Source organism: Corynebacterium sp. zg254 (assembly GCF_024701495.1).
Lineage (GTDB): Bacteria > Actinomycetota > Actinomycetes > Mycobacteriales > Mycobacteriaceae > Corynebacterium > Corynebacterium zhongnanshanii.
Genome location: NZ_WIAR01000003.1, coordinates 43,956 through 67,974, shown reverse-complemented (window position 1 = coordinate 67,974; position 24,019 = coordinate 43,956). Strand labels below are relative to the sequence as shown.

Genomic DNA, 24,019 nt, shown 5'->3' with positions numbered 1-24,019 from the left:
GGGACGCAGAAACAAAACCAATACTTGCAAGTAGCGATGCTACAACTCTTCGTGAATGTGTCATGTGGAATTAGTTTAGGGTAAGTATTTAGCGCGGGAGGGAAAATGAATTATTTTCTTCTATCGCTAACCCATCGGCCACTAAAGAATCCACCGCGCGCCACAATTGCACCTTCTTCGGCCACACGTCATTGATCGCTTCCCGGTCCACGCCCTCGGGCCCCGCATTCCGCAACAGCGCCATCACTTTGCCCCGCACCTGCCGGTCCGTGCCCGCGAATTTTTGCACCCGCTGGGCCGCCGCGGCCTGCTCCTCCTCGCTGGGCTTCGGCTTGCCGAGCGCCACCCACCGGCAGTGCTCCCGCACGGGGCACTGGTCGCACGCGGGGTTGCTGGCCGTGCACACCAGGGCGCCGAGCTCCATCAACGCCACGCACATCGTCAGCGCGGCCTCCTTATGCGCCGGATCGGACCGCTCCTCATACAACTCCGGCGCCTGCTTCCGCACCGCCGGATCCTCATCCAAATACGGCAGCAGAGCCGCCACATCCGCCAGATCCCGGGCCTTCGCTGATCCTTGCAAAAACTCGCCCTTGACCAGCCGCTTATACACCCGCCGCACATTCGTATCCACCACGGGCACCGCCTGCTCCAGCGCGAACGCGGCCACCGCCCGGGCAGTGTAGGCCCCCACGCCGGGCAGCGTGAGCAGGTCGCTGACGTGGGTGGGAAGCTGGGCGTCGAAATTATTGACGACGCCCACAGCGCACTCCCGCAAACGCAACGCACGACGAGGGTAGCCCAGGTTCGCCCACATCCGCAGCACGTCCGCCCGCTCAGCCCGCGCCAGATCGGCGGGGGTGGGCCAGCGGTTCATCCACGCCTCCCACAGCGGCGCCACGCGCGCGACGGGGGTTTGCTGGGACATCACCTCGCTGACCAGCACCGCCCACGGGGAGGTAGACGGCATGCGCCACGGCAGCGGGCGGGCGTGCGTGCCGAACCAGGAATTGAGATCGGCGGCAAGGTCACGGTGCTCGGGCGTTTCTGCAGTAGTCACGCGCACCCATGTTAATGGCAGAATGATAATTATGAATACGGCACAGTACGACACCCCTCAGCACGCATGGGCCGCCCTCATGGACGGCAACCAGCGCTTCGTGGACGCGCAGCTGCAGCACCCGAACCTGGACGAGAGCCGCCGCCGCATCCTGACGGAAGAGGGGCAGGCGCCGCACGCGGCGGTGCTGGCGTGTTCGGATTCGCGCGTGCCGGTGGAGATCGTGTTCGACCAGGGGCTGGGTGACATGTTCGTGGTGCGCAACGCCGGCCACTTGAGCGGGCTGTCGATCCTGGCGTCCATTGAGTTCGCGGTGGATGCCCTGCAGGTGCCGCTGATCGTGGTGATGGGGCACCAATACTGCGGCGCGATCGCCGCGACGGACCGGGCGCTGACGGAGGGGAAGATCCCGTCGGGTTTTCAGAACCTTCTGGTGGAGAAGGTGGCGATCTCCGTGCTGAAGGCGAAGGCGGACGGGCACACCACCCGCGAGGCCTACGAGCGCTACCACGTGGCGGAGAGCGTGGGCCAGCTGGTGTCCCGTTCCATGGTGGTGCGGGACGCCGTGCGCGACGGCCGCCTGGGCGTGGTTGGCACGCACTACGACCTAAAGACCGGGCGCGTGGAGCCGGTCTTGAGCTACGGCGTGGCGATCGACGGGGTGGACTGCCGCGAGCTCTAGTTCGCGGGTGTTGCTCCCGAACATAGTTGAGCCGCCGCATTAGACTCACCAACTGTGAGCCCCCGTAACCAGAACCCTCCGAAAAGACCCCTCCCGCGCGAAATCTACATGCGCCGCCGTATTGCCGCGGGAGTGGTGCTGTTAGTTGTGATCCTGTTGCTGTGGTGGCTGATTAGCTCCCTGAGCGGGGGCGACAAGGATCAGAGCGTGGCCCAGTCCGAGGTCGCGACCTCCCGGTCCATCGACGCCACCAGCCCAGCCGAGCCCCCTCACCAGACGGACAAGAAGTCCAGCGAGCCGTCAAAGACTGAGTCTTCCACCAAGGACGAGAAGGGGGACGAGAAGGACGATGCGAAGAAGAAGGAGGTCTGCACCGTCGCAGACCTGAAGGTCACCGCAACCCCCGGGGCGCCAACGTTCGGCGCGGACCAGCAGCCGAATTTCTTCGTGAATATCAAAAACCCCACGAAGGGCGATTGCAGCGTTGATTTCGACGCCCACAAACTGATGTTCGAAGTATTCACCCTGGATAATTATCAGCGGGTGTGGGGCGATTTGGATTGTAACGACGCCGAGGTTCGCGGCACCGTAGACATCAAAGCCGGTGAAGAAGTGAATTATGAATTGGGTGCGTGGTCGCGCACTACGTCGGCGCCGGGCCACTGCGATAACCGCACTGCCGTGGGGCCGGGTGGCTTCCTGCTGTACGCGCACGTGGGCGACAACGTCTCGGAGCCGGCGACCTTCAACTTGGCCTAAGGCAGGTTAGCTTAAGCAGTACGCCACAGCCTGCCCCAGGCTTTTCACCTCCTTGATCTGCATCGCCTTCGGCGCATCGTACATGCATCCCTCGGGTACGATCGCGTGGGTGAACCCCAGGCGGGCGGCTTCCGCCAGGCGCTGCGTAAGTTGAGGTACGCGGCGCACCTCGCCTCCCAGCCCCACTTCTCCCAGGGCAATGAGCCCCTGGGGGAGTGGGGCTTTCTTGCTGGTGGAGGCCAGTGCCAGGGCGATGGCCAGGTCCGCGGACGGCTCGGCGATCTTCATCCCGCCCACGGTTGCGGCGTAGACCTCCTTGTCCGTGAGCTTCAGCCCGCAGCGCTCTGCGAGCACGGCCAGGTTCATGCTTACGCGCCCGGTCTCCATCCCGGTGACGTAGCGCTTCGGGTTTCTGATGTCCGTCTCCACCGCGAGGGTCTGCACCTCTCCCACCATCGCGCGGCGCCCGTCCATGGCGACCGTGATGGCGGTACCGGGCACGGACTCCGTGCGGTGGTGGAGGAATAGCCCGCTGGGGTCCGTGACCTCCCGGATGCCGTGCGCGGTTTGTTCGAAGCAGCCCACCTCGTCGGTGGCGCCGAAGCGGTTTTTGATGCCGCGCAGGAAGCGCATGGAGGAGTGCTTGTCGCCCTCGAAGTGCAGCACCACGTCCACGAGATGCTCCACGGTGCGCGGCCCCGCAACGTTTCCCTCCTTGGTGACGTGGCCGATAGTGATGAGCGGGGTGCCGGAGGTCTTCGCCAGGGTGGTGAGCGTGCTGGCCACGGCGCGGGTTTGGGTCACGCCTCCGGCCACGCCTTCTGCGCCGGGCGCGTGCATGGTTTGGAGGGAGTCGATGATGATGAGCTCCGGCTGTAGCGCGTCGATGTGACCGAGCGCCCGCTCCAGGTCGTTCTCGCTGGCCAGGTACAGCTTCTCTTCTAGTGCGCCGGTGCGTTCGGCGCGGTGGCGCACTTGTCCCACGGATTCTTCCGCCGTGATGATGAGGACCGTGTGGCCGGAGCGGGCCCACCAGGCCGCGACCTCCAGCAGGAGGGTGGATTTGCCCACGCCGGGTTCACCGGCCAGGAGGATGGCCGAGCCGGGGACGATGCCACCGCCCAGCACGCGGTCCAATTCCGCGATGCCGGTGGGCTTGTGGGTGGCGGTGGTGGGGTCGATCTGTGTGACCGGCTGGGCGGGGCTGGTCGGTACCAGGCTGCGTGACGCCCCACCAGAGGTCCCCCCTGAGCTGGTCAGGGTCTGCTTTTCCTCCAGCGTGCCCCATTCGCCGCAGGAGGGGCAGCGCCCCATCCATTTGCTGAGTTGGTGCCCACAGCTGGTGCAGTGGAACACCGAACGTGTTTTAGATCCCTTGGCCATGGCCTATACCTTAGACGAAGGGACCTACACTCCTCGTCGCCAGGAAATTAGTGGCTGTGAGCAGGGGAGTGCTCGTCGTTGGGCTTCAGGATGCCCTTCGGGGTCTGTGGGTCGGCTGGGGTGCCGCCGTTGTTCTCGGTCAGGCCGTTCTCGCCGCGGTTGAACTCACCGGCAGCTGGGGTGTAGGCCACCACGGAGGCGGGGGTTTCCAGCTCAGCGTGATCGAAGGTGAAGGTGACGGTGGAGTTGCCGCCCACGAACACACCGGAGGCGTCGGCCAGTTGGGTGACCACGTAGGTATTGCAGGACTTGGTAGCGCCCTTCTTCAGTGCGTTGACTTCCTCCTGGTAGGAGGCGATCAGGGAGCAGCCAGCCTCGATGTTCTTGTCGCCGGTCAGGGTGACGGGCTTGCCGTCCACCTTCACGGACTTCAGGGTGTGAACCTGGTGGTTGTTCTCGATATTTCCGGCGGTGAACTTCACGGCCGCGGTGTTGTCAGGGGCGATCACCACGGAGACGTCGCGGACGGTGGTGTGTCCATCTTCGGCGGACGTTCCGTTGACGGCAGCAACCTGGTTGGCAGTCTGAGAGATCTGGCCAGCACCGCAGGCGGTCAATGCCAGTGCGGAACCTGCAGCTACGAAAGTCAGGGCGCCGCGCACGGCAGTCGACTTCAGGGTCTTCACGATGTGGATCCTCCATCTGAGGCGAAAGTTCATAAACGTCTGCCTTCTAGACTAGCCTCTTGAGGTCTTTTTACATAGTTATAGGCCGCGCTCTCCGCCGCCCTGCCCCTTATTTGGGTGATGGTCGGCCCGTGGTGCCCGTGCGGTATAATCTGGGGCATTCATGTTCTTTCGAGTGTTACTTAGGGGCGCCTTTTAATGGACTTCAAGGTCGGAGATACGGTTGTTTACCCTCACCACGGTGCTGCGGTGATTGAAGGAATCGAGCAGCGTGAGTTCAAGGGCGAAACCGTCGACTACCTCATCTTGCGCATCAATCAGGGTGATCTGTCTGTCAAGGTTCCGGCGAAGAACGCAGAGAAGGTCGGTGTGCGCGACGTGGTGGGCGAGGAGGGCCTGCTGAAGGTCTTTTCCGTCCTGCGTGAAACGGACGTGGAGGAGGCCGGCAACTGGTCTCGCCGTTACAAGGCCAACCAGGAGCGCCTGACCTCCGGCGACGTGAACAAGGTGGCCGAGGTGGTTCGCGACCTGTGGCGCCGTGACCAGGATCGTGGCCTGTCCGCCGGTGAGAAGCGCATGCTGGCGAAGGCCCGCCAGATTCTGGTGGGCGAGCTCGCCCTGGCTGAGGGCGTGGATGACAAGAAGACGGACGCCCTGTTGGAGGAGATGCAGCAGACCATCGCCCGTCACCGCGCCGCCTTCGAGGCTAAGCGCGCGGCTCAGTCCGAGGACGACCTGGCCGGCGAGGGCGATGGCCCTGTGGACCTGGACGCCCTGGACGACGAGCTGTAATTTCCGTGCGCACCCTGGCATTGATCGCCGCCGCCGGCTCCGGTACCAGGCTGGGTTTTTCCACGCCGAAGGCCTTTGTGGAGCTCGCCGGCCGCACGCTGCTGGAGCGCTCCCTTGACCTTATCCATGACGCCCACCGCGTCTCCCACACCCTCGTCATCGCTTCTGCGGACATGATGCCGCGCGCCCAGGCTCTGCTCGACAATCCCGAGAATCTCCGCCGCTGGCAGGGCATGCGCGTGGGCCTTGTCCGCGGTGGCCGCGAGCGCGTGGACTCGGTCTACCAAGGCCTGCTCGCCCTCGAGCGTGAGTACGGCCGTGATGATTCCTTGGTCTTGATCCACGACGCCGCCCGCTGCCTCACGCCGTCATCGATGGTGGCGGGCGTGGTCGATCATGCCACGGACGTGCTGGCGCGGGGCACGGCGGTGGGCGCGATCCCGGTGGTGCCGGTGGCGGACACCATCAAGGTGGTGGAACAGGGCCAGGTGGTGAGCACCCCGCCGCGGGAGTCCCTGCGCGCGGTGCAGACTCCCCAGGGCTTCGCACTGGATCGGCTGCTGGAAGCCAACGAGGCGTATCAGGCCTCCGCCGGGCCACTCGCCACCGACGACGCCTCCCTCATGGAAATGGCCGGCCTGCCCGTGTCCGTGGTGGACGGGGACGCCAGGGCTATGAAGATCACCACCCCGAGCGATTACCGCATGGCGCAGCTGCTGCTGGAAGAAAGGTAACAAGAGCATGAATGCTGGACAGGGCATCCCCCGCGTGGGCATCGCCACGGACGCACACCAGGTCGAGGCAGGTAAGCCCTGCTGGATGGCGTGCCTGCTGTGGGAGGACCAGGATGGCTGCGAGGGCCACTCCGATGGGGACGTGGTGGCCCACGCGGTGGTGGACGCCCTGCTGAGTGCCGCGGGCTTGGGGGACCTGGGCTCTTTCGTGGGCGTGGGGCAGAAGGAGTACGACAACGTCTCCGGTGCCCGCCTGCTCACCGAGTGCCGCGCGCTACTGGAGGAGCGCGGGTTCACCATCGGCAACGCCGCCGTGCAGATGGTGGGCAACCGCCCGAAGATGGGCACCCGCCGCGAGGAAGCCGAAGCCGTCATGAGTGAGCTGGTGGGGGCGCCCGTGCGGGTGTCTGCAACCACCACGGATCACATGGGCTTCACCGGCCGTGGCGAGGGCGTGGCCGCGGTGGCCACGGCCCTGGTGTTCGAGCAGGCCTAGCGGAAGTCCAGCCCTAAGTCCAGGACGGTGGCGCTGTGCGTGAGCGCACCCACGGCCACGTAGTCCACGGCCAGCCCCGAGTAGTCGCCGATCGTGTCCAGCGTGAGCCCGCCGGACAGTTCCGTGGCCACGCTCGCCGGGGTGGTGAGCGCCAGGCACTCGGCCACCTGGGTGGGGGACATGTTGTCCAGCAAGATCAAGGACGCCCCAGCATCAATCGCTTCGGAGACCTGTGCCACGGTATCGCACTCCACCTCGATGGGCAGGTCGCTCGCGTGCGCGCTGATGGCCTGGAAGGCGGCGGTGATGGAGCCGGCCGCTTCGATGTGGTTGTCCTTGATGAGGGCGGCGTCGCCCAGCCCCATGCGGTGGTTCACGCCACCGCCGCAGCGCACAGCGTACTTTTGCAGCACGCGCAGCAGCGGCTGAGTCTTGCGGGTATCGCGCACGCGGGTGCCCGTGCCCGCCAATGCACGGACCCACGCGGCGGTGGCGCTGGCCACCCCGGACAGCTGGCACAGCAGGTTTAGCAGGGTGCGCTCCATCGTGAGCACCAGCTGCGTGCGGCCTTCCACACGCAGCACCACGGAACCGGGCTGCACGGCATCCCCGTCCTGCAGCACACCAGTGACCGTCACGGCGGAGCCATCCCGCGCCGCCGCGATCTCCGCGACCGCGCGGGCCACCGGCACGCCCGCCAGCACGCCGTCCTGGCGCGCAACCACCTCCGCCACGCACCGCTGATCCGCCGGGATGGTGGCCAGCGTGGTCACGTCCTCGCCCCACTGCAGATCCTCGTCCAGGACAGCCGTGATGAGTGCGGTGACGTGCTCAGGGTCCAGCCCGGCGTGGGTGAGCTGGGCGTCGGTATCAGGGGACAACATCCTAGCCTCCAATGGCGATCATGCGCTCCACGGCGCGACGGGCGCGGGTGGCGATCTCCGGGTCCACGAAGATTTCGTCGGTGCCCTCGCGCAGGCAGGTCAGCAGTTTGTCCGGGGTGATCATCTGCATGAATGGGCAGGCGGCCTCCGGGTTCACGGGCAGGAACTCGGTTGCTGGGTTGGCCTTGGTGAGCTGGTGCAGCATGCCGATCTCCGTGGCCACCAGGACCTTACCGGCCTTGGTGTTGCGGGCGGCGCCCAGCATCCCGCCGGTGGACAGGACGTGGGTGCGCTCGGCGGGGATGTCGCCAGTGGAGTTCATCCACAGGGCAGAGGTGGTGCAGCCGCACTCGGGGTGGATGAACAGGTCAGCGTCCGCGTGGGTCTGGACGGCATCGCGCAGGCCCGCGGGGGAGATGTCCGCGTGCACGTGGCACTCCCCGGACCACAGGTGGATGTTGTCGCGGCCGGTTTCGCGCTGCACGTGGGCGCCCAGGAACTGGTCGGGGCAGAATAGGACCTCCGTGTCTTCGGGGATGCTGCGGACCACGTCCACGGCGTTGGAGCTGGTGCAGCAGATGTCCGTCTCTGCCTTGACGGCGGCGGTGGTGTTGACGTAGCTCACCACCACCGCGCCGGGGTGCTCGGCCTTCCAGGCGCGCAGCTCGTCGGCGGTGATGGTGTCCGCCAGGGAGCAGCCGGCGTTTGCGTCGGGGATCAGGACGCGCTTGTCGGGGGAGAGGATTTTGGCGGTTTCGGCCATGAAGTGCACGCCGCAGAAGATGATTTCGTCGGCGTCGGTATCGGCGGCGATGCGGGACAGGCCCAGGGAGTCGCCGACGTGGTGGGCGATGTCCTGGATGGCGGGCAGTTGGTAGTTGTGGGCGAGGATCAGGGCGTTGCGCTCGTCGGCGAGGCGGCGGACCTCGGCGGCCCAGTCGGTCTGTGTGGGTGTTGTCATGGATCGTCACTTCTTGTCGTCGGCACAACCGCAGTTATGTCCATGCGGTCGAAAACTCTGGGACAGGTTATCATGGATAACGTGCATTCTCCGAATATCTCTACCCCCAGCGGGCCGTTGCGCGACCACGCTGGCACGCCGAAGTTCCGACATCAGGCCATCGCCGTTGTCATGTCCGTCGACGCCCACGACGGCCTCCGCGTACTACTACACCGCCGCCACAGGGCGCCCTTTTCCGGAGGCCTGGCCCTGGTCTCCGGGCCAGTGGATGTGAAGGAGACCATTGACGAGGCGCTGCTGCGCCACCTGGACAACGCCGGTGTGCACCGCGACATGTTCGAGCACTTTGAGCAGGTGGAAACACGCTCCGACGTGGACCGCGACCCCTACGACCGCACCATCGCCACCGTCTACTTAGTGCTCCTGCCCGCCGCCCAGGCGCAGAAGTTGGGGGAGGACAGCACCGCCTACCGGTGGGTGCCCATCAAGGACGAGCAGATCAACAACCTGGCGTTCGACCACTCTGAGATTGTGCAGAACACCGTGGAGCGCCTGCGGGCGAAGATCACCTACAGCAACATCTCCTTCGCGCTGGCACCCGAGGAGTTCACGATCCTGGACTTGAACGTGATCTACCGCCACGTCCTGGGCTTCCCCATCGACACCACAAACCTGGGGCGCGTCCTGTCCCGCCGTGGCCTGCTGGTGGAAACTGGCGAGAAGCGTAAGCCCCACGGCGGCGGCCGCCCCGCCCGCGTCTACCGCTTTGTCTCCCGCGAGCTGTCCATCACGGACCCCTCGGCCATGTTCCGGCCTGCGGGAACCTCTATAGTTCAGCCGGGATAACCTTCACCCGGTTGGAAATCTCACCAATGCCCTCGATGGCGATGCGCATCTCGTCGCCATCGGTGAGGTAGCGCGGGCTTTTCATCCCGTGGGCCACTCCGGCGGGAGTGCCGCACACAATCACATCCCCCCTGTTCAGCGGGGTGAACTGCTGGATGTACTCCACCAGCTCCGTGGGCTTGAACACCAGGTCAGCCATGGAGTGCTCCTGCCGCAGCTCACCATTGACCCAGGTGCGCAGCATGGAACCCCGCTCCACGGGATCGCATTCGTCGGGCGTGACCATCCACGGCCCGAAGCCCGAGGAAGCGAACAGATTCTTGCCCTGCAGCCACTGCTGCGTGCGGTATTGCCAATCCCTCTGGGAGAAGTCATTCATGATCGCGTAGCCCGCGATCTCGCCGAAGTCGCCGATGACCACGGCCAGCTCTCCCTCGTAGTCCGCGGCATCCATCAGGTGCTCTGGCACCATCACCTCCGCGTACGGCCCGGTGATGCTGTCGGCAAACTTCGCAAACAAGGTGGGGTGGTCCGGGATGGGGTGGCCCATTTCCTCGATGTGCTCGCGGAAGTTCAGGCCCACGCAGATGATCTTGCCCGGATTCGGGATCACGGGGCGCAGCTCCGCGGCGGTGAACTCCACGGTGGGGTAGGCGCTGAGGTCCGCCTCCGGCACGTGCCCTCCGGCAAAGGTCCACAGGTCTGGGATCAGGTGCCCTCGCCCGTGCCCGTCTACGAAGGACTCCACGGCGACGGGCACTGTGACGTCGCTGGGGGAACCGGGGATGTGGATTGAGGCAATCTTCACGATGAACTCCAATGAAAAGTCTTCTCGGGGACAGTGTGCCGTAGAATAGGGCTCGTGACACTCAGAATCTACGATACCGCCACACGTTCACTGCGCGATTTTCAGCCCATTCGCGATGGGCACGCCTCCATTTATTTGTGTGGAGCCACCGTTCAATCCATCCCTCACATTGGGCACGTGCGCTCCGGGGTGGCTTTTGACATTCTGCGTAATTGGCTGACGTTTAAGGGCCTGGACGTTGCGTTTGTGCGTAATGTCACGGATATTGATGACAAGATTCTGGCGAAAGCCGCGGAGAATAACCGCCCGTGGTGGGAGTGGGCAGCCACCCACGAGCGCGCCTTTACCTGGGCATATGACCAGCTGGGCGTGACCCCTCCGTCCATTGAGCCGCGCGCCACCGGACACATTCCTCAGATGATCGATTACATGCAGCGCATTATCGATAATGGCCACGGCTATGCCGCTGACGGAAATGTGTATGCCCAGCCGGCCACCATCGATAATTACGGCCAGATTTCCGGTCAGAAATTGGACGAGGTGGACCAGGGTGAATCCGCGGGCACGGGAAAGCGCGACCCGCGCGATTTCACGATGTGGAAGGCTGCGAAGCCAGGCGAGCCCGCGTGGGATTCCCCGTGGGGTCCGGGCCGCCCGGGCTGGCACATTGAGTGCTCCGCGATGGCCACGAACTACCTGGGTTCCAGCTTTGATATCCACTGCGGTGGCCTGGATCTTCAGTTCCCGCACCACGAAAACGAGACGGCTCAAGCCCACGCGGCCGGCGATGGCTTCGCCAACTATTGGATGCACAATGGGTGGGTCACGATGAGCGGCGAGAAGATGAGCAAGTCCCTGGGCAATGTGCTGTCCGTCCCGAACGTGCTGACGAAGGTGCGCCCGGTGGAGCTGCGCTACTACCTGGGTTCCGCGCACTACCGTTCCATGCTGGAGTACTCCGAGTCTGCCCTGGCCGAGGCTGCCGCCGGCTACCAGCGCATCGAGAAGTTCGTGCTCCGCGCGCTGGAGTTCGTCACGGGCGTGAAGCCCACCGCCGAGTCCGCCGATCAGCTGCCGGTGGGGGATGTTCTGCCGGAGTTCGCCGCCAAGATGGACGATGATCTTGCGGTGCCGCAATCCTTGGCCATTATTCACGACGCCGTGCGCGCTGGTAACAAAGCCCTCGAGGCCAAGAACCGGGATGAGGTTGTCCGGCTCGGCTCCGCCGTCCGTGCGATGGCCGGCGTGCTGGGCGTGGACCCTCTGAGCCAGACGTGGCTGGGCCAGACCTTTGCCGGAGGCGGCGCCGCCGAGGGTGCCATGAACGCCCTGGACGTACTGGTCACCGCGGAACTGGAACGCCGTGCCGAGGCCCGTGCGGAGAAGAACTGGGCCGTGGCCGACGAGGTCCGCGACCGCCTGGCCGCCGCCGGCATCGAGGTGACAGACACCCCCGAGGGTGCCACCTGGTCCCTGCGCTAGAGCACCCTGCCGCGCTGCTCCGGCAGCAGGAACGCGGCCCCCGCCGCGATCGCGAAGGCGGCTCCGAACAGCGCAAACAGCATCGGCGCTCCGCCGAGCGCCAGAATCGGCGGGACGATGAGCGGCGCGATGATGGACGCGATCCGCCCGAACCCAGCGGCCGCGCCCGTGCCCGTGCCGCGCAGGTGCGTGGGGTACAGCTCCGGCCCCACGGCGTAGAGCGCACCCCACGCGCCCAGGTTGAAGAAGCTCAGCAGGCACCCCGCCGCGATGATCTGCCACTCCTGGCTGGCCATGCCGTACAGCCCCGCAGCCACAGCGGAGCCCACCAGGAACGTGGCCAGGGTGGACCGCCGCCCCCAACGCTCGATCAGGAACGCGCTGACCGCGTAGCCCGGCAGCTGCGCCAGGGTGATGATGAGCGTGAAGGAGAAGCTCTTCACCAGCGTGAACCCCTGGGCGTGCAGGATGGACGGGATCCAGATGAACGCGCCGTAGTAGCTCAGATTGATGCAGAACCAGATGATCCACAGTGCCGCGGTGCGCTTCCGTAGATGGGCCGACCAGATGCTTTTTTCTTCGACGCCCAGCGCGCCGTCCCGATGCTCCTCGTCCTCATCGCTCGTCCTGTTGAACAGCGGGATCGCCGGCGAGTTCTTGAAGCTGTCCACCACGCGCCGGGCCTCCTCGTGGCGGCCTCTGCTCTCCAGGAAGCGGACGGACTCCGGTAAGCCGAGTCGCACCACCAGCGCGTAGGCCGCGGGGATGCAGCCCAGCGCCAGCGCCCAGCGCCAACCCTCGTCACTGGCTGCCACCACGAACGTGCCGATGGCCGCCGCAGCGATCCACCCCACGGCCCAGAACGCCTCCAGCAGCACCACCATGCGCCCGCGGATCCGGCGCGGGGAGAACTCGGAGATCAGCGTGGAGGCCACGGGCAGCTCTGCCCCCAGGCCCAGGCCCACGAAGAAGCGGAAGATCATGAGCACCGCCAGGCTGCCCGCCAGGGCCGAAGCGCCGGTGGCCAATCCATAGACGAGGAGTGTGAGGGCGAAGACTTGGCGTCGTCCTAATTTATCGGCCAGCAGCCCGCCGAGCGTGGCACCCAGCGCCATCCCCACAAACCCGATGGAGCCCAGCCAGGAGGTCTGCGTGGCGGACAGGCCCCAGTGGGCGGCCAGGGCGGCCATGATGAAACTGATCAATCCCACGTCCATCGCGTCCAGCGCCCAGCCGATGCCGGATCCGCCCAGCATGGTGGCGTGTCTGCGGGTGACGGGAAGCTCATCTAATTCTCGACTCAGAGACGACATGTAGCGAATAGTACATTGTGGCCCTGACATATAGAATGGTCAGGTACATTTTTCACGCGGGTACAACCCACGAATTGAGGTAACACAACTATGGCCGGTAACTCCCAACGGCAGGGCGCTGTCCGCAAGAGCAATAAAAAAGGCTCCGCGAAGGGCTCTGGTGGGCAACGCCGCCGCGGCCTGAGGGGCAAGGGTGCCACCCCGAAGGCGGAGGACCGCGTATACCACGCGGCGTATAAGAAGAAGCGGGCGGCGCAGCGCCGCGCCTCCGGTGCTCACGATCGCCGCCGCGGTGGCGTGGAGGAGCAGATGGAATTGGTGGTGGGCCGCAACCCGGTGGTGGAGTGCCTGCACGCGAAGGTTCCGGCCACGGCGCTGTACGTGGCGGAGGGCTCTAAGAGCGATCAGCGCCTGGCGGAGGCCGTGCACACCTGCGCGGACCGCGGCATTGCGGTGCTGGAGGTCTCCCGCCAGGAGCTGGACCGCATGACGGGCAACGGCATGCACCAGGGCATCGGCCTGCAGATCCCGCCGTTCGACTATGCGGAGGTGGAGGACCTGATCGAGAAGGCCGCCACCGCCCCCACCCCGGGCATGATCGTGGCGCTGGACAACATCACGGACCCCCGCAACTTGGGCGCGGTGATCCGTTCCGTGGCGGCGTTCGGGGGCCACGGTGTGGTGATCCCGGAGCGTCGATCGGCCTCGGTGACTGCGGTGGCGTGGCGCACCTCGGCGGGCACGGCGGCGCGCCTGCCGGTGACGAAGGCCACGAACATGGTGCGGTCTTTGAAGCAGTTCCAGCAGGCCGGCTACCAGATCGTGGGCTTGGACGCCGGCGGCGAGCACACCCTGGACACCTACGACGGCACAACACCTGTGGTCATTGTGGTCGGTTCGGAGGGCAAGGGCATGTCCCGCCTGGTCCGGGAGACCTGCGATAGCATCATGTCCATTCCGATGGCCCCGTGGGTGGAGTCCCTGAACGCCTCAGTGGCAGCGGGCGTGGTGCTCAGCGAGTTCGCGCGCCAGCGTCGGGCGCCTTCAGCCCGTCGATGACGATCCGCGTCATCTGAGACATGAACTGGGGTGCTTCCGCGTTGATGGGCTGGGGGAGCGGCCGGGAGGTGGCCGCGAGGATGAGGTGAAAGTCCAGGGGGGTGAGGTCGTCCCGGATGAGCCCCCAGCGCCGGCCGCGGTCCATGAATGTGGTGGCGGCGCCGAGGAGCTCCGCGAGTAGTTGGTCGGCCTCGCGGGTCCTTTTGCCGTCGACCAGCAGCGTGGGGATGAGCTGCGTGGCGAAGGCGCCGATGCCCAGATCGATGATGCGGGTGATGATGTCCTCCCACGCCTGCGTGGCCGTATCGCGCGCGTCCCACGCGTCCGGGTGGGCTGTGTAGAGGTCCGCCACCAGGGTTTTTCCGTGCTCGATCACGCCCATGGCGAGATCCTGCTGGGTGGGGAAGTGGCGTTGTAGTGTTGCGACGCCGACGCCGGCCTCCTTCGCAATAGCGCGCCGGGAGACGTCGATGCCGTGCGTGGAGAACAGCCTCCAGGCGGCATTCAGGATGGCTTCTCGATTTTCGACGGCGTCTGCGCGCACGATTGTTGCCTTCTTTCAGGTGTTTTCTTCGGTTGCTTGCATCCTACATAAGTGGAGCGTAATGTTCCATTTGTATGAAGCGGAACATGGTGTTCCAGTTAAGGAGAACCGACAGTGATGAAGAAACTTCTGATCACAGCCCTTGCCCTACCGGCCGTGGTAGCCCTCATGCTCCTGGCCTTCCTGGCCCCCACCATCAACTCGGGTCCGGACGACCTCCCGCTGGCCGTCGCAGGACCTCAGCCCGCCGTGTCTCGGGTGACCGGCATGTTGGAGCAGAAGAGCCCCGGCGCCTTCGAGGTCACCACCTATGACTCGCCGCAGGCGGCCACGGAGGCTGTGCGTGAGCGCGACGCCATCGGCGCGCTCAACCTTGGGGCCGACGGCGTGGAGGTCATCGTCGCCAGCGGTGCGGGAACGCCCTACAAGAATGTGCTCACCGGCATGGCCGAGGGTCTGAAGGCCACGGGCCAGACGGTGACCATGACGGACGTCGCCCCACTTCCCGAGGCTGACCCCGCCGGATCGGCACTCGCCATGCTGGGCCTGCCGGTGGCCTTCGGGGGCATCGCTTCGGCACTCGCCGTGTCCCGCCTGATGAACCGTCGCCTGTTGCAATTGGCCGGAGTGCTCGCGACCGCCGTGGTGGCAGGCCTGGCTGTGGCCGCGATCATCCAGTTCGGCTACAACGCCGTGGAGGCCAACTACTGGGCCTTCGCCGGAGTACTCACGCTCGGAATCGCCGCCACCAGCCTGTTTGTCCTGGCCTTGGAGAGCCTGTGGGGACTTAAAGGCATCGCGCTCGGCGCCATCGTGACGATGTTCGTGTCCAACCCCCTGTCCGGCCTGGCGACCGGATGGCAGTGGCTGCCCAAGCCCTGGGGTGCGATGGGCCAGTTCCTGCCCCTCGGCGCGGCCGGTGACGCGGCTCGCTCCGTGGCCTACTTCGACGGCGCCGGCGCGGCCGGCTCCGTGTGGATCCTCCTAGGCTGGATCCTCGTCGCAGTGTGTGGCGTACTCCCGCTGGCGCACTTCATCGGCGTTCAGCGTGCGTCCGCGCAGCCAGGCGATGCCGCGGCAGATTAGGTAGATCACGAAGCTGAGCGTGGTGACGAACACGGACACGGGCAGGCCCGGTGCCAGGGAGAGCACCAGCCCGCCCACGGCTGCGATCATGGAGAACGCACCGGACAGTATCACCGCCATCGCGGGGCTGGACGTCACCTTCACGGCCGCAGCCCCCGGCGTGATGAGCAGCGCGATGAGCAGCAGCGCGCCGACGATCTGCACGCCCTGGCTCGCCACCACGCCAATCAGTGCCGCAAAAACCAAAGACAGCGTGCGCACCTTCACCCCACGCGTGGCCGCCAGAATCGGGTCCACCGTGGAAAATAGCAGCGGCCGCCACAGCAGCGCCATGACCGCCACCACCAGGATCGTCACAATTATTAGCGCCCGCATATTCGCGGAGCTCACGCCCACGATCTGGCCTGTGAGCAGGCTAAACGCCGAGGACGACCGGCCAGGGTAGAGGTGGATAAACAGCACGGACAGGCCCATTCCGAAGCTTAAGACCACCGCCACGATGGAGTCCTGCTCCCTATTGCCCAGCAGCGTGAGTACCACCGCCGCCAGCACTGCGCCGAATAGCGCGCCCCAGCTCACCCCGATGCCGCACAGCAGCGCCGCGGAGGCACCCATCAGCGCCAGCTCGCCCGTGGAGTGCGCGGCGAAGCTCATCTGCCGCATCACAATCAGCGGCGCAATGGCGCCGGACACAATCCCCAGCAGCAGCGCCGCCAGGATCGCATTCTGCACGAAATCCACGCTCAGCAGGGAGACGGTATCGTGCCACCAGTTGCCCGTGAACATCACACCACCACCAACTTGCCTTCCACGTTGAGCACTCGCACGTCCGTGCGGTAGAGCTCACTGAGCGTCTCGGAGTTCATGACGTCCGCCACCGTCCCAATCGTGTGCGCGTGCGGGGTGAGGTACAGGACCCGGTCCGTGACGTTGAGGATGGGGTTGATGTTGTGGGTCACGAACACCACCGATGTCCCTTTTTCCTTCCGACGCCGATCCAACAGCTCCACCGTGTTCTTTTGCGCACGCATATCCAACGAGAGGGTCGGCTCGTCACACAACAGCAACTCGGGGTCGTTGGCCAGGGCCTGCGCCTGCCGGATGATTTGCTGCTGCCCACCGGACAGCTCGCCCACGCGACGGTCGGCGAGCCCCAGGGCGCCCACTTCCTCCAGGGCGGCGTTCACCACTGAGGCCCGGGGGCGTCGGTTTTTCGAGATTCCGGATGCGACGGACAGGCCCACCAGGTCGCGGGCGCGGATCGGCAGGTCGGGGTCGAACATGCGCTGCTGGGGGATGTAGCCCACTCGCCCATCGACGGTGCAGGTGCCCTGGGTGAGCGACCGGATGCCGAGGGCAACATGCAGCAGCGTGGACTTGCCCACGCCATTAGTGCCAAGAACCGCCAGGAACTCCCCGGGCTGGACGTCAAGATTCAGTCCGCGCCAGAGGGGTTCCACGGCGGCGTTGTGGAAGTGAAGAGTCATCCCTACTTGGAGGCCTCTTCAAGATCGTTGATGACGGTGTCCACGTAGCCGAAGTAGTCCTGGCCGTTGTCCGGGGTTTCGTTCACGTTCACGATGGGGGTCTTGTGGGACTTCGCGGCCTCGATCAGGGTGTTCGCGGCGGCGGTGTGGGACTGCTCGTTGGTGATGAGGATGTCCGCCTTGCCGTCGTTGATGAGCTTCTGGGCCTCGGCCACATCCGCGGCGGACGGCTCGGACTCGCGGGCGACGGAATCGGCGTAGCCGTCGGGGGTGATGTCCTTCAGGTCGGACTGGTCGATGATGCCCTCGGCCACAGACTCGGTGAGGATCACGTTCTTGTCCTTGAGCGTGCCCATGCGCTCGGCGAACTCGTGGGTCTTGTCCGTGACAGCCGAGGTGTCGATGGAGGCATCGGGGTCGATCTTCTCGATGGCGTCCTTCAGCTGCTCCACGAAGTGGTCCACGATCGTCATGTTGAACCAGATGTGGGGGTTGAAGCCGCCGTGGTCATGGCCGTGTTCGTGCTCATGCTCATGCTCGTGCTCGCCATCGTGGTCGTGGTGGTGATGGTGGTGCCCCTCGGTCAGCTCGGTGGCGGAGACGATGGGGGTCTGGCCCTCCACGTGGTCGGTGAGCCAGTTGTCGTAGCCGCCGCCGTTGGCGACCACGATGTCCGCGCTGGAGAGGGTGGCGAGGTCCTTGGCGGAGGCCTCGTACTCGTGGGGGTCGTCCTGGTTGTTGTCCAGGATGGTGGTGACGGTGATGTTGTCGTTGCCCTCGACCAGCGTCTTGGCGATGCTGCCCCAGGTGGAGACGGAGGCGACGATGTTGATGTGGTCGTTGCCCTTGGCTGGGTCGGAGGAGCCTCCGTCGGAGCAGGAGGCCAGGGTAAGGCCCAGTGTGGACAGGAGGGCAAGTGCAGTCATCGTCTTCTTCATGGGTGCAGAGTGTAGCCCTGACCAGCACTTGTTGTCAAACGTTTTCATTAAGGTGTCATTTACGATCTGTGCAGGTCGATACGCTGTACAGTGCTAGAATCGCAAGAAGTGAGCGCACCAGGGAAGCAGAGAGGGCAGATGGATAGCAAGAGACCACGAGCACCACGCCGCCGCGGAACGCTCGCCTCCATCGCGGATGAACTAGGTGTCTCACCCACCACCGTGTCCAACGCCTACAATCGGCCGGACCAACTATCCAAAGCCCTAAGAAAACGCATCCTGGAGACCGCCGAAAAGCGTGGCTATCCCGGCCCCGATCCCCTGGCCCGCTCCCTGCGCCGCGGCCACGCCGGAGCCATCGGGGTGCTCCTCACCGAAGAGCTCACCTACGCCTTCGAGGACCAGGCCTCCCTGGAGTTCGTCTCCGGTGTGTCCATCGCCTGCTCGGAAATGAAGGCCTCCATGCTCCTCATCCCCGCCGGCGTGAACCCGGACGCCCGCTCCCAGGACGCCGCCCACCTCATCAATCAGGCCAGCGTGGACGGCTTCATCGTCTACTCCGTCGCCGCGGACGACCCCCACCTGGACGCCGTCATGCACCGCGGCCTGCCCACCGTCATCTGCGACCAGCCGGTGAACACGGCGCAAGCGCACTTCGTGGGTATCGACGACCGCGAAGCCATCAAACCCGCAGCCCAGGCAGTGGTGGACGCCGGCCACACCCACATCGGCATCCTCTGCATCCGCCTGGACCGCGACCCCAACAACGGCCCCGTCAGCCCCCAGCGCCGCACCGACGCCACCATGGACGTGCAGCGCCTCCGCGTCGCTGGTGTGCTCGACGTTTTAACCGACGCCGGCCTGGACCCCACCCACGTCCCCATCGTGGAACGGCACATCAACAACCGCGAGACGGCCTACAGTGCCGCCCAGGAACTCTTGACTGCGCACCCGGAGCTCACCGCCGTGATCTGCACCACGGACTCCATGGCCATGGGCGTGCTGGAATACACCCGTGACCAGGGGATCTCCATCCCGGACGACCTCTCCGTCACCGGCTTCGACGGAATCCCCCAGGCCATCGCCGCCGGCATCACCACGGTGCGCCAGCCCTCCCGGGAGAAGGGCCGCCTCAGCGGCACATGCTTGGCCGCCATCATCCGCGGCAACCACGACGTCCACGCCCAGTTCCTGGACACGGAACTGGTGCCCGGAACCTCAGTCCAGCCGCCGCGCCTCCACCAGCTGGGCTAGGAAATCGCGCACGGCTACCGTCCCGGACAGTCGCCGGTTCGCCCGGGAAGCCCCGGCGCCCACCTTGATACCCATGTCCGTGCGCTGGGTGTGCAGCACCCGCATCACGGACTCGTCGGTGGTATCATCCCCCGCGAACACCACCGTGGGGATGCAGTGCTCCTCACGAAACGCGGAGATGTAGTCCCCCTTGGACGTGGAGTCCACCGCAACCTCAATCACCGCCTTACCTTGGGTGATCATCACGTTGTCCATCCCCTGGGCGTGGCTCAAGAAGGACGCATGCGCCTGATCCGCCACATCCTTGTTGTCGCACGTGCGGGAGTGCAGCCCTACGGACAGCGGCTTGCGCTCCACCCATAGCCCCGGGTGCAGAGACGCCGCCGCCTCCGCCGCCACTGCCAAGGACTCATACAGCTCCCGCTGTGCCTCGGACAGGGGAGTGAAGCCCGTCCCCGCGGGCTCGGCGCCGTGGCTGCCGATCAGGTGAATCCCCGCCTCGTTGCCCTCGGACAGTCCCGTGACCTCGCGCAGCTGAGCCAGGTTCCGGCCGGAGACAATCATCGCGATCGTGTCATCCATCGCCGCCAGCGCCTTCAGGCTCTCGATGCATCCGTCCTCGGCCCGCGCACTCATGGGGTCGTCGTGAAAAGGCGCCATGGTCCCATCGAAATCCATGGCAACCAGGAGGCAGTCAGCCGCAGCCAAAGCCTCTATATCGGAGGCGCTGATGTCCGGCGCGTGGGTGGTCACTGTCTTCTCCCTACTTGTCTTCTTCTGGCTGGTGAGAGATGAATTCCACAAAAGGAGCCGTGTGAATCTCATCGTTCTCGGTGCCTATCGCTGTCAATTTTAGGCTGTTCTCGCTCGGCCTGCTCCAGTGAAAGCGATGACCGTCCAGCGCGTCCGCCATCTTTTGCGCGGTGGTGACGTCATTCGGCAGGCAGGACACGTCCGGATTCTCAATCGTCCGCACCTTGGTGACCTCTACCGTGTCATCCTTACCCCACTCAAGATCCGCGGTGAGATCCACGCACCCCGACGCCCCACGCAGCACGTCGTCACCGAATACAACGAACACGCGCCCGGCCTGCGCATCGGCCAAATAGGACCCCGTGTCCGCGCTGTCATCCACATCGTTGCTGAGCGTACCCCCGGCGGAGAGCTGCACCACCTGCCACTGGGTCGAGCCGAGCGGGGCGCTGGAGTCCCCGCCGCACGCAGCCAGCCCAAGGCCCGCCGCGGCGAGGAGGCCTGCTGCGGCCAGGCGGCGTCGGGGGGAGATCATAGTTGCTCCAGGAACGATTGAGCCCAGTGGTCCACATCATTGACCCGCACGTGCTCCCACATGGCGCGCATGCGGTGCTTCTTATCCTCCGGATCGCCGGCCATGGCGCGCTGGATGGCCAGGCCGATGGAGTCGGGGTCGTAGGGGTTGCACAGGTGCGCCTGCACCAGCTGCGTGGCAGCACCCGTGAACTCGGAGAGCACCAGCGCGCCCGAGCCATCGGAGTGGCAGGCCACGTACTCCTTGGCCACCAGGTTCATGCCGTCCTTCAAGGCCGTGACCAGCATCAAATCGGTGGCGGTGTAGAGCGCCAGCAAGCTGGTAAACGGCAGATTCGTGTGCACGTACTGCACCACGGGGCGGGTGAGGGATCCGTGGTTACCGTTGATGCGGGTCACCACCTTCTCCACCTCTTCGCGGGAGACACGGTAGTCATTGAGGCGCTCGCGCGAGGGCGTGGCGACCTGAATCATCACCACGTCCTTCGGCTCGATGGTGCCCTCGTCCAACAGCTTCTCCAGCGCGGTCAGGCGGTGCAGGATGCCCTTCGTGTAGTCCATCCGGTCCACACCGGCCAGCAAGAAGCGGGGGTTGCCCAGCTCCTCGCGCAGGCGATCCGCGGCGGCCCGGGTGTCCGGCGTGATGGCCTGCTGCTGCACCTTCGTGGAATCAATGGAGATGGGGAACACGCCCACGGTCACGGTGCGCGCGTCATCCATGCGCACATAGCCCACCGTGTGGCCGGAGTCCGGCAGGCGGGCGCCGCGCAGGAAGGCGGCGTTGTCATCGTCGTCCAGGATCTCCACCTCGTAGCCCAGGGCACGCAGGGTGATCATGAAGTTGCGGGCGCTGTCCTGGGTGTGGAAGCCCACCAGGTCCGCGCCCAGCGTGCCTTCCAGGATGTCCCGGCGCCACGGCAACTGGCGGAACAGCTCCGGGGAGGGGAACGGAATGTGCAGGAAGAACCCAATCTGCAGCTTGGGGTGGCGCGTGCGGAGCATCCCCGGAACCAGGTGCAGCTGGTAGTCCTGCACCCACACGGTTGCGTCCTCGGACAGGACCTCGGAGCAGGCGTTCGCGAAATGCTGGTTGACCTGCTCGTAGCGCTTCCACCACTGCTTGTTGTAGCTGGGCTTCACGATCAGGTCGTGGTAGAGCGGCCACAGGCAGCCGTTGGAAAAGCCCTCGTAGAACTCCTCGAAGTCCTGGGCGTTTAAGTTCACCGGCATCATCGTGATGCCGGCTTCCTCGTGGGTGGGCATGTCCTCCACCGTCACGGTGTCCGTGGATCCGGGCCAGCCGACCCAGGCCCCGTCGTGGGAGGTCAGCACCGGGCGCAGTGCCGTGACAAGCCCGCCAGGGGAGGGAGTCCATGCCTCCTCGCCAGTTTTCTTGTCCGTTGTCCGGTCCACCGGCAGGCGGTTGGCTACAACAACAAAATCACTCTTGACGGGCGTGGTCACGGGAGCTCCTCGCGTGTGGGTTAGGCCTTCTTTGTGGTCTTCTTCGCGGCCTTTTTCGTGGTTTTCTTAGTGGTCTTTTTCGTCGACTTCTTGGTTGCCTTCTTCGTGGCCTTCTTGGTCGCCTTTTTCGCAGCCTTCTTCGTGGCCTTCTTGGAGGCGCGCTTGGTGGTCTTGCGGGTAGCCTTCTTGGCTTCCTTTTCTTGGGCTTCCAGCTCTTCGACCACGCGGCGGTGGATCAGCCCGTCGGGCTCCACGCCCAGCATGCACATCAGCGTCGCTGCATCGAGGAAATCTTCCGAATAGGTGGCGACGATGCGCTGTGCTGCCTGGGCGGTCTCTGCTTCTACCGCGTGGAGAGATTCAGAATTGGCAGGACGGTTATCAGTAACCTTTGGCGGCACGTGCGCGACCCCTTAACTTCTACGTCGATCGGTGTATTGTTCGTTCCATTTTACGTTATCCCTCAGACATCCGCTCACTGTCCCCTGCATTGCTGTCTGAGCTGCTGTCGTTGAAGTCCAATTCCGTATCGTCGAACACTTCATAAATAGATGTGTCTGTGGATCGACGCCAGGCCCACGGTGCCCGCAGCCCCATCTTTGTTCCCTTGCGCCAATAGACGGGGGAGAATGCTCGCGTTTGCCGCCGGGAGCCTTCGGGGCGGATGACGGGGCGCAGGACGCGTCCGGCGCGGTGCAGGATGTGCGGGCGGCGCACGCGTCGGGCGACCCATTCGCCGAAGACCACGCCGGCGGCCAGGGCGGTGGCGGTGGCCAGCGCGAGCGCCAGGTTGGACAGCCCCTGGATGAACTCGTCGTTCAGCAGGGAGCTCATACCTCTATATAGGGCGAGGCCGGGCAGAAAGGGCACGATGCCCGTGGCGGCGGTGATCTGCGGGGGAAGCAGGAAGCGGCGGGAGAGGATACCTCCGGCGAAGCCCACGGCCAGCGCGCACACGGTGTTGGCCATCATGAGGGACAGCTGCAGCACGTCGGTGATGAAGAAGAAGGAGATGGACGCCAGCAGCGCGGTCGTCCCGGCAACCAGCGTGGCGCGCCGTTCGCAGAAGTTCGCCAGGCAGAAAAACGCCGTCGCGAACGCGCCCGACAGGATCTGCACCGCCGTCGTCCCCAGAATGCCGGAGGTTTGGCTGGTGTTCAGCGGCGGCAGGGACACACCGATGTGATCCACCGCCTGAATCCCCACCGCGATACCCGCGATGATGCCGCCCGTCATCAGGATCGTTTCGAAAAATCGTGCCGACGCCGTGATCGGTGCGCCCGTCACCCCATCCTGGATGGTTTGGACGAGCTGCAGTCCCGCCAACAGAGCCACGATGCAGGAGGCGATCACCAACGACGGCGGCAGGTACAGCCCGGACATCTGCGCCAGGGGGTAACAGATCGCTGCCGGGATCACGGCCATGAATCCGCCCAGCACGTTCTGGAAGAACATGGGCAGAGACTTGGATGCCAGCCAGGCGTTCAGCGTCATGATGAACAGCGTGGTGATCGTGGCGACCACGGCCACGGCCCAGCCACCGCCGAGCAGCAGGGACACTGCGCCGGCGAAGCCGCCCCACGCCAGGAGGGCGTAGCGGTTGCGGAAGGGCAGGGGGGACTGCTCGATCTCGGTGAGGATGGCGCGCGCCTCATCCAGTGGGGCGGCGCCGCGCACGATGGAACGGATCAGCCGGTCGAGTTCCGTGAGGTGGGAGTAGTCCGTGGAGAGCTTGTGGACCACGCGGAAGACGTTGACGGGCGGGGTGTCATCGGTCACGCGGGCGTAGACCGTGATGGTGTTCAACGTGATGTCCACGTGCGTGTAGTACAGGCCGTAGGCGGTGGTGATGGCGTGGATATGCGCGCGGGCGTCGGAATTACCCGTCCCCGCAGCCAGCAGCAAGTCCCCGATGCGCGCGGCGAGGTCCATCACGTCCTGGACCTGGTTGGGGTCGGTGAGGTCCACCGGCGCCAGCGGGGATGGAGGCGGCGCCATGCGGATGGCGTCAATG

The 24,019-nt window shown here is 65.3% G+C and carries 26 protein-coding genes and 1 pseudogene; 10 read left to right on the top strand and 17 right to left on the bottom strand.

From position 1 onward, the window contains the following. Positions 1 to 88 precede the first annotated feature (88 nt). Positions 89 to 1,060 carry an A/G-specific adenine glycosylase gene (locus GC425_RS07925; RefSeq protein WP_231699776.1) on the bottom strand — a complete coding sequence of 324 codons (972 nt, stop codon included), beginning with the start codon at positions 1,058 to 1,060 and terminating at the stop codon, positions 89 to 91. Positions 1,061 to 1,091: 31 nt separating this feature from the next. On the opposite strand from GC425_RS07925, the gene GC425_RS07920 reads away from it, so the two are divergent. Continuing rightward, a complete protein-coding gene (locus GC425_RS07920) occupies positions 1,092 to 1,742 on the top strand; it encodes a carbonic anhydrase (protein WP_225723532.1) in 651 nt (216 codons plus the stop codon). 54 nt (positions 1,743 to 1,796) lie between these two features. Beyond that, entirely contained in the window at positions 1,797 to 2,501 is a 705-nt protein-coding gene (locus GC425_RS07915) for a hypothetical protein (RefSeq protein ID WP_231699775.1), read from the top strand. A gap of 6 nt (positions 2,502 to 2,507) precedes the next feature. Here the strand turns inward: GC425_RS07915 and radA are convergent, their stop codons facing one another. Beyond that, complete coding sequence (gene radA / locus GC425_RS07910; protein WP_151844617.1) at positions 2,508 to 3,884, bottom strand: DNA repair protein RadA; 1,377 nt, start codon at positions 3,882 to 3,884, stop codon at positions 2,508 to 2,510. A gap of 47 nt (positions 3,885 to 3,931) precedes the next feature. Then, positions 3,932 to 4,570, bottom strand: coding sequence for a hypothetical protein (locus GC425_RS07905; RefSeq protein WP_151842523.1), 639 nt, complete (start codon positions 4,568 to 4,570; stop codon positions 3,932 to 3,934). A gap of 198 nt (positions 4,571 to 4,768) precedes the next feature. Here GC425_RS07905 and GC425_RS07900 point away from each other — a divergent pair, with 198 nt between their 5' ends. From GC425_RS07900 to ispF, 3 genes are read left to right on the top strand one after another with little or no spacing between them, the layout of a single operon-like run. Further along, the gene (locus tag GC425_RS07900) at positions 4,769 to 5,362 is read left to right on the top strand and encodes a CarD family transcriptional regulator (RefSeq protein ID WP_151844616.1); all 594 of its coding nucleotides are present in this window, start codon (positions 4,769 to 4,771) and stop codon (positions 5,360 to 5,362) included. Next, positions 5,362 to 6,096: a 2-C-methyl-D-erythritol 4-phosphate cytidylyltransferase gene (gene ispD / locus GC425_RS07895; protein ID WP_151844615.1), complete on the top strand. Its 735-nt coding sequence runs from the start codon at positions 5,362 to 5,364 to the stop codon at positions 6,094 to 6,096. Before GC425_RS07900 ends, ispD begins: the two co-directional genes overlap by 1 nt. A gap of 7 nt (positions 6,097 to 6,103) precedes the next feature. Then, entirely contained in the window at positions 6,104 to 6,592 is a 489-nt protein-coding gene (ispF, locus tag GC425_RS07890) for a 2-C-methyl-D-erythritol 2,4-cyclodiphosphate synthase (protein ID WP_151842520.1), read from the top strand. Here the strand turns inward: ispF and nadC are convergent. Next, positions 6,589 to 7,476: a carboxylating nicotinate-nucleotide diphosphorylase gene (gene nadC, locus GC425_RS07885; RefSeq protein ID WP_151844614.1), complete on the bottom strand. Its 888-nt coding sequence runs from the start codon at positions 7,474 to 7,476 to the stop codon at positions 6,589 to 6,591. The two genes, ispF and nadC, sit on opposite strands and share 4 nt — an antisense overlap. A 1-nt stretch (position 7,477) precedes the next feature. Then, a complete protein-coding gene (gene nadA / locus GC425_RS07880) occupies positions 7,478 to 8,437 on the bottom strand; it encodes a quinolinate synthase NadA (RefSeq protein WP_151844613.1) in 960 nt (319 codons plus the stop codon). Positions 8,438 to 8,518: 81 nt separating this feature from the next. Between nadA and GC425_RS07875 the strand changes: the two genes are divergently transcribed. Then, positions 8,519 to 9,283, top strand: coding sequence for an NUDIX domain-containing protein (locus GC425_RS07875; protein WP_231699774.1), 765 nt, complete (start codon positions 8,519 to 8,521; stop codon positions 9,281 to 9,283). Here GC425_RS07875 and GC425_RS07870 read toward each other — a convergent pair. Further along, a complete protein-coding gene (locus GC425_RS07870) occupies positions 9,264 to 10,091 on the bottom strand; it encodes a fumarylacetoacetate hydrolase family protein (RefSeq protein WP_151844611.1) in 828 nt (275 codons plus the stop codon). The two genes, GC425_RS07875 and GC425_RS07870, sit on opposite strands and share 20 nt — an antisense overlap. A gap of 54 nt (positions 10,092 to 10,145) precedes the next feature. Here GC425_RS07870 and cysS point away from each other — a divergent pair, with 54 nt between their 5' ends. Next, positions 10,146 to 11,573 carry a cysteine--tRNA ligase gene (gene cysS / locus GC425_RS07865; protein ID WP_151844610.1) on the top strand — a complete coding sequence of 476 codons (1,428 nt, stop codon included), beginning with the start codon at positions 10,146 to 10,148 and terminating at the stop codon, positions 11,571 to 11,573. Here the strand turns inward: cysS and GC425_RS07860 are convergent. Further along, positions 11,570 to 12,886: an MFS transporter gene (locus tag GC425_RS07860; RefSeq protein ID WP_151844609.1), complete on the bottom strand. Its 1,317-nt coding sequence runs from the start codon at positions 12,884 to 12,886 to the stop codon at positions 11,570 to 11,572. The two genes, cysS and GC425_RS07860, sit on opposite strands and share 4 nt — an antisense overlap. A 90-nt stretch (positions 12,887 to 12,976) precedes the next feature. Between GC425_RS07860 and rlmB the strand changes: the two genes are divergently transcribed. Then, complete coding sequence (rlmB, locus tag GC425_RS07855) at positions 12,977 to 13,945, top strand: 23S rRNA (guanosine(2251)-2'-O)-methyltransferase RlmB (RefSeq protein WP_151844608.1); 969 nt, start codon at positions 12,977 to 12,979, stop codon at positions 13,943 to 13,945. Here rlmB and GC425_RS07850 read toward each other — a convergent pair. Both GC425_RS07850 and GC425_RS09970 read right to left on the bottom strand, forming a co-directional pair. Continuing rightward, entirely contained in the window at positions 13,899 to 14,321 is a 423-nt protein-coding gene (locus GC425_RS07850; RefSeq protein ID WP_231699773.1) for a hypothetical protein, read from the bottom strand. The genes rlmB and GC425_RS07850 overlap by 47 nt on opposite strands. Before the next feature lie 21 nt (positions 14,322 to 14,342). Beyond that, a pseudogene (locus tag GC425_RS09970) lies at positions 14,343 to 14,489 on the bottom strand (helix-turn-helix domain-containing protein); the annotation flags it as partial. A gap of 117 nt (positions 14,490 to 14,606) precedes the next feature. Between GC425_RS09970 and GC425_RS07845 the strand changes: the two are divergent. Continuing rightward, complete coding sequence (locus GC425_RS07845) at positions 14,607 to 15,575, top strand: ABC transporter permease (protein WP_231699790.1); 969 nt, start codon at positions 14,607 to 14,609, stop codon at positions 15,573 to 15,575. Here the strand turns inward: GC425_RS07845 and GC425_RS07840 are convergent. The 3 genes from GC425_RS07840 to GC425_RS07830 are packed head-to-tail and all read right to left on the bottom strand — an operon-like array spanning position 15,474 to position 18,000. Continuing rightward, positions 15,474 to 16,361: a metal ABC transporter permease gene (locus GC425_RS07840; RefSeq protein WP_151844607.1), complete on the bottom strand. Its 888-nt coding sequence runs from the start codon at positions 16,359 to 16,361 to the stop codon at positions 15,474 to 15,476. The genes GC425_RS07845 and GC425_RS07840 overlap by 102 nt on opposite strands. Continuing rightward, a complete protein-coding gene (locus tag GC425_RS07835; protein WP_151844606.1) occupies positions 16,361 to 17,062 on the bottom strand; it encodes a metal ABC transporter ATP-binding protein in 702 nt (233 codons plus the stop codon). Before GC425_RS07835 ends, GC425_RS07840 begins: the two co-directional genes overlap by 1 nt. 2 nt (positions 17,063 to 17,064) lie before the next feature. Further along, complete coding sequence (locus tag GC425_RS07830) at positions 17,065 to 18,000, bottom strand: metal ABC transporter solute-binding protein, Zn/Mn family (RefSeq protein WP_151844605.1); 936 nt, start codon at positions 17,998 to 18,000, stop codon at positions 17,065 to 17,067. A 138-nt stretch (positions 18,001 to 18,138) separates the two neighbouring features. Between GC425_RS07830 and GC425_RS07825 the strand changes: the two genes are divergently transcribed. Continuing rightward, entirely contained in the window at positions 18,139 to 19,254 is a 1,116-nt protein-coding gene (locus GC425_RS07825) for a LacI family DNA-binding transcriptional regulator (RefSeq protein WP_151844604.1), read from the top strand. On the opposite strand, the gene otsB is transcribed toward GC425_RS07825, so the two are convergent. The 5 genes from otsB to GC425_RS07800 are packed head-to-tail and all read right to left on the bottom strand — an operon-like array spanning position 19,219 to position 24,003. Further along, positions 19,219 to 20,007, bottom strand: coding sequence for a trehalose-phosphatase (gene otsB / locus GC425_RS07820; RefSeq protein WP_192930422.1), 789 nt, complete (start codon positions 20,005 to 20,007; stop codon positions 19,219 to 19,221). The genes GC425_RS07825 and otsB overlap by 36 nt on opposite strands. 10 nt (positions 20,008 to 20,017) lie before the next feature. After that, entirely contained in the window at positions 20,018 to 20,542 is a 525-nt protein-coding gene (locus GC425_RS07815; RefSeq protein ID WP_151844602.1) for a hypothetical protein, read from the bottom strand. Beyond that, a complete protein-coding gene (locus tag GC425_RS07810; protein WP_151844601.1) occupies positions 20,539 to 22,005 on the bottom strand; it encodes a trehalose-6-phosphate synthase in 1,467 nt (488 codons plus the stop codon). Before GC425_RS07810 ends, GC425_RS07815 begins: the two co-directional genes overlap by 4 nt. Before the next feature lie 20 nt (positions 22,006 to 22,025). Continuing rightward, complete coding sequence (locus tag GC425_RS07805; protein WP_151844600.1) at positions 22,026 to 22,406, bottom strand: hypothetical protein; 381 nt, start codon at positions 22,404 to 22,406, stop codon at positions 22,026 to 22,028. 55 nt (positions 22,407 to 22,461) lie between these two features. Then, entirely contained in the window at positions 22,462 to 24,003 is a 1,542-nt protein-coding gene (locus tag GC425_RS07800) for a threonine/serine exporter ThrE family protein (protein ID WP_151844599.1), read from the bottom strand. Positions 24,004 to 24,019: the final 16 nt, after the last annotated feature.

What these genes read in the sequence shown, in the direction of transcription:
- GC425_RS07815 (WP_151844602.1), bottom strand. Translation starts at nt 20,542, where the DNA reads ATGATCTCCCCCCGACGCCGCCTGGCCGCAGCAGGCCTCCTCGCCGCG.
- GC425_RS07900 (WP_151844616.1), top strand. Translation starts at nt 4,769, where the DNA reads ATGGACTTCAAGGTCGGAGATACGGTTGTTTACCCTCACCACGGTGCT.
- nadA (WP_151844613.1), bottom strand. Translation starts at nt 8,437, where the DNA reads ATGACAACACCCACACAGACCGACTGGGCCGCCGAGGTCCGCCGCCTC.
- radA (WP_151844617.1), bottom strand. Translation starts at nt 3,884, where the DNA reads ATGGCCAAGGGATCTAAAACACGTTCGGTGTTCCACTGCACCAGCTGT.
- ispF (WP_151842520.1), top strand. Translation starts at nt 6,104, where the DNA reads ATGAATGCTGGACAGGGCATCCCCCGCGTGGGCATCGCCACGGACGCA.
- GC425_RS07840 (WP_151844607.1), bottom strand. Translation starts at nt 16,361, where the DNA reads ATGTTCACGGGCAACTGGTGGCACGATACCGTCTCCCTGCTGAGCGTG.
- GC425_RS07800 (WP_151844599.1), bottom strand. Translation starts at nt 24,003, where the DNA reads ATGGCGCCGCCTCCATCCCCGCTGGCGCCGGTGGACCTCACCGACCCC.
- rlmB (WP_151844608.1), top strand. Translation starts at nt 12,977, where the DNA reads ATGGCCGGTAACTCCCAACGGCAGGGCGCTGTCCGCAAGAGCAATAAA.
- GC425_RS07845 (WP_231699790.1), top strand. Translation starts at nt 14,607, where the DNA reads ATGAAGAAACTTCTGATCACAGCCCTTGCCCTACCGGCCGTGGTAGCC.
- nadC (WP_151844614.1), bottom strand. Translation starts at nt 7,476, where the DNA reads ATGTTGTCCCCTGATACCGACGCCCAGCTCACCCACGCCGGGCTGGAC.
- GC425_RS07830 (WP_151844605.1), bottom strand. Translation starts at nt 18,000, where the DNA reads ATGAAGAAGACGATGACTGCACTTGCCCTCCTGTCCACACTGGGCCTT.
- GC425_RS07825 (WP_151844604.1), top strand. Translation starts at nt 18,139, where the DNA reads ATGGATAGCAAGAGACCACGAGCACCACGCCGCCGCGGAACGCTCGCC.
- GC425_RS07835 (WP_151844606.1), bottom strand. Translation starts at nt 17,062, where the DNA reads ATGACTCTTCACTTCCACAACGCCGCCGTGGAACCCCTCTGGCGCGGA.
- GC425_RS07920 (WP_225723532.1), top strand. Translation starts at nt 1,092, where the DNA reads ATGAATACGGCACAGTACGACACCCCTCAGCACGCATGGGCCGCCCTC.
- GC425_RS07860 (WP_151844609.1), bottom strand. Translation starts at nt 12,886, where the DNA reads ATGTCGTCTCTGAGTCGAGAATTAGATGAGCTTCCCGTCACCCGCAGA.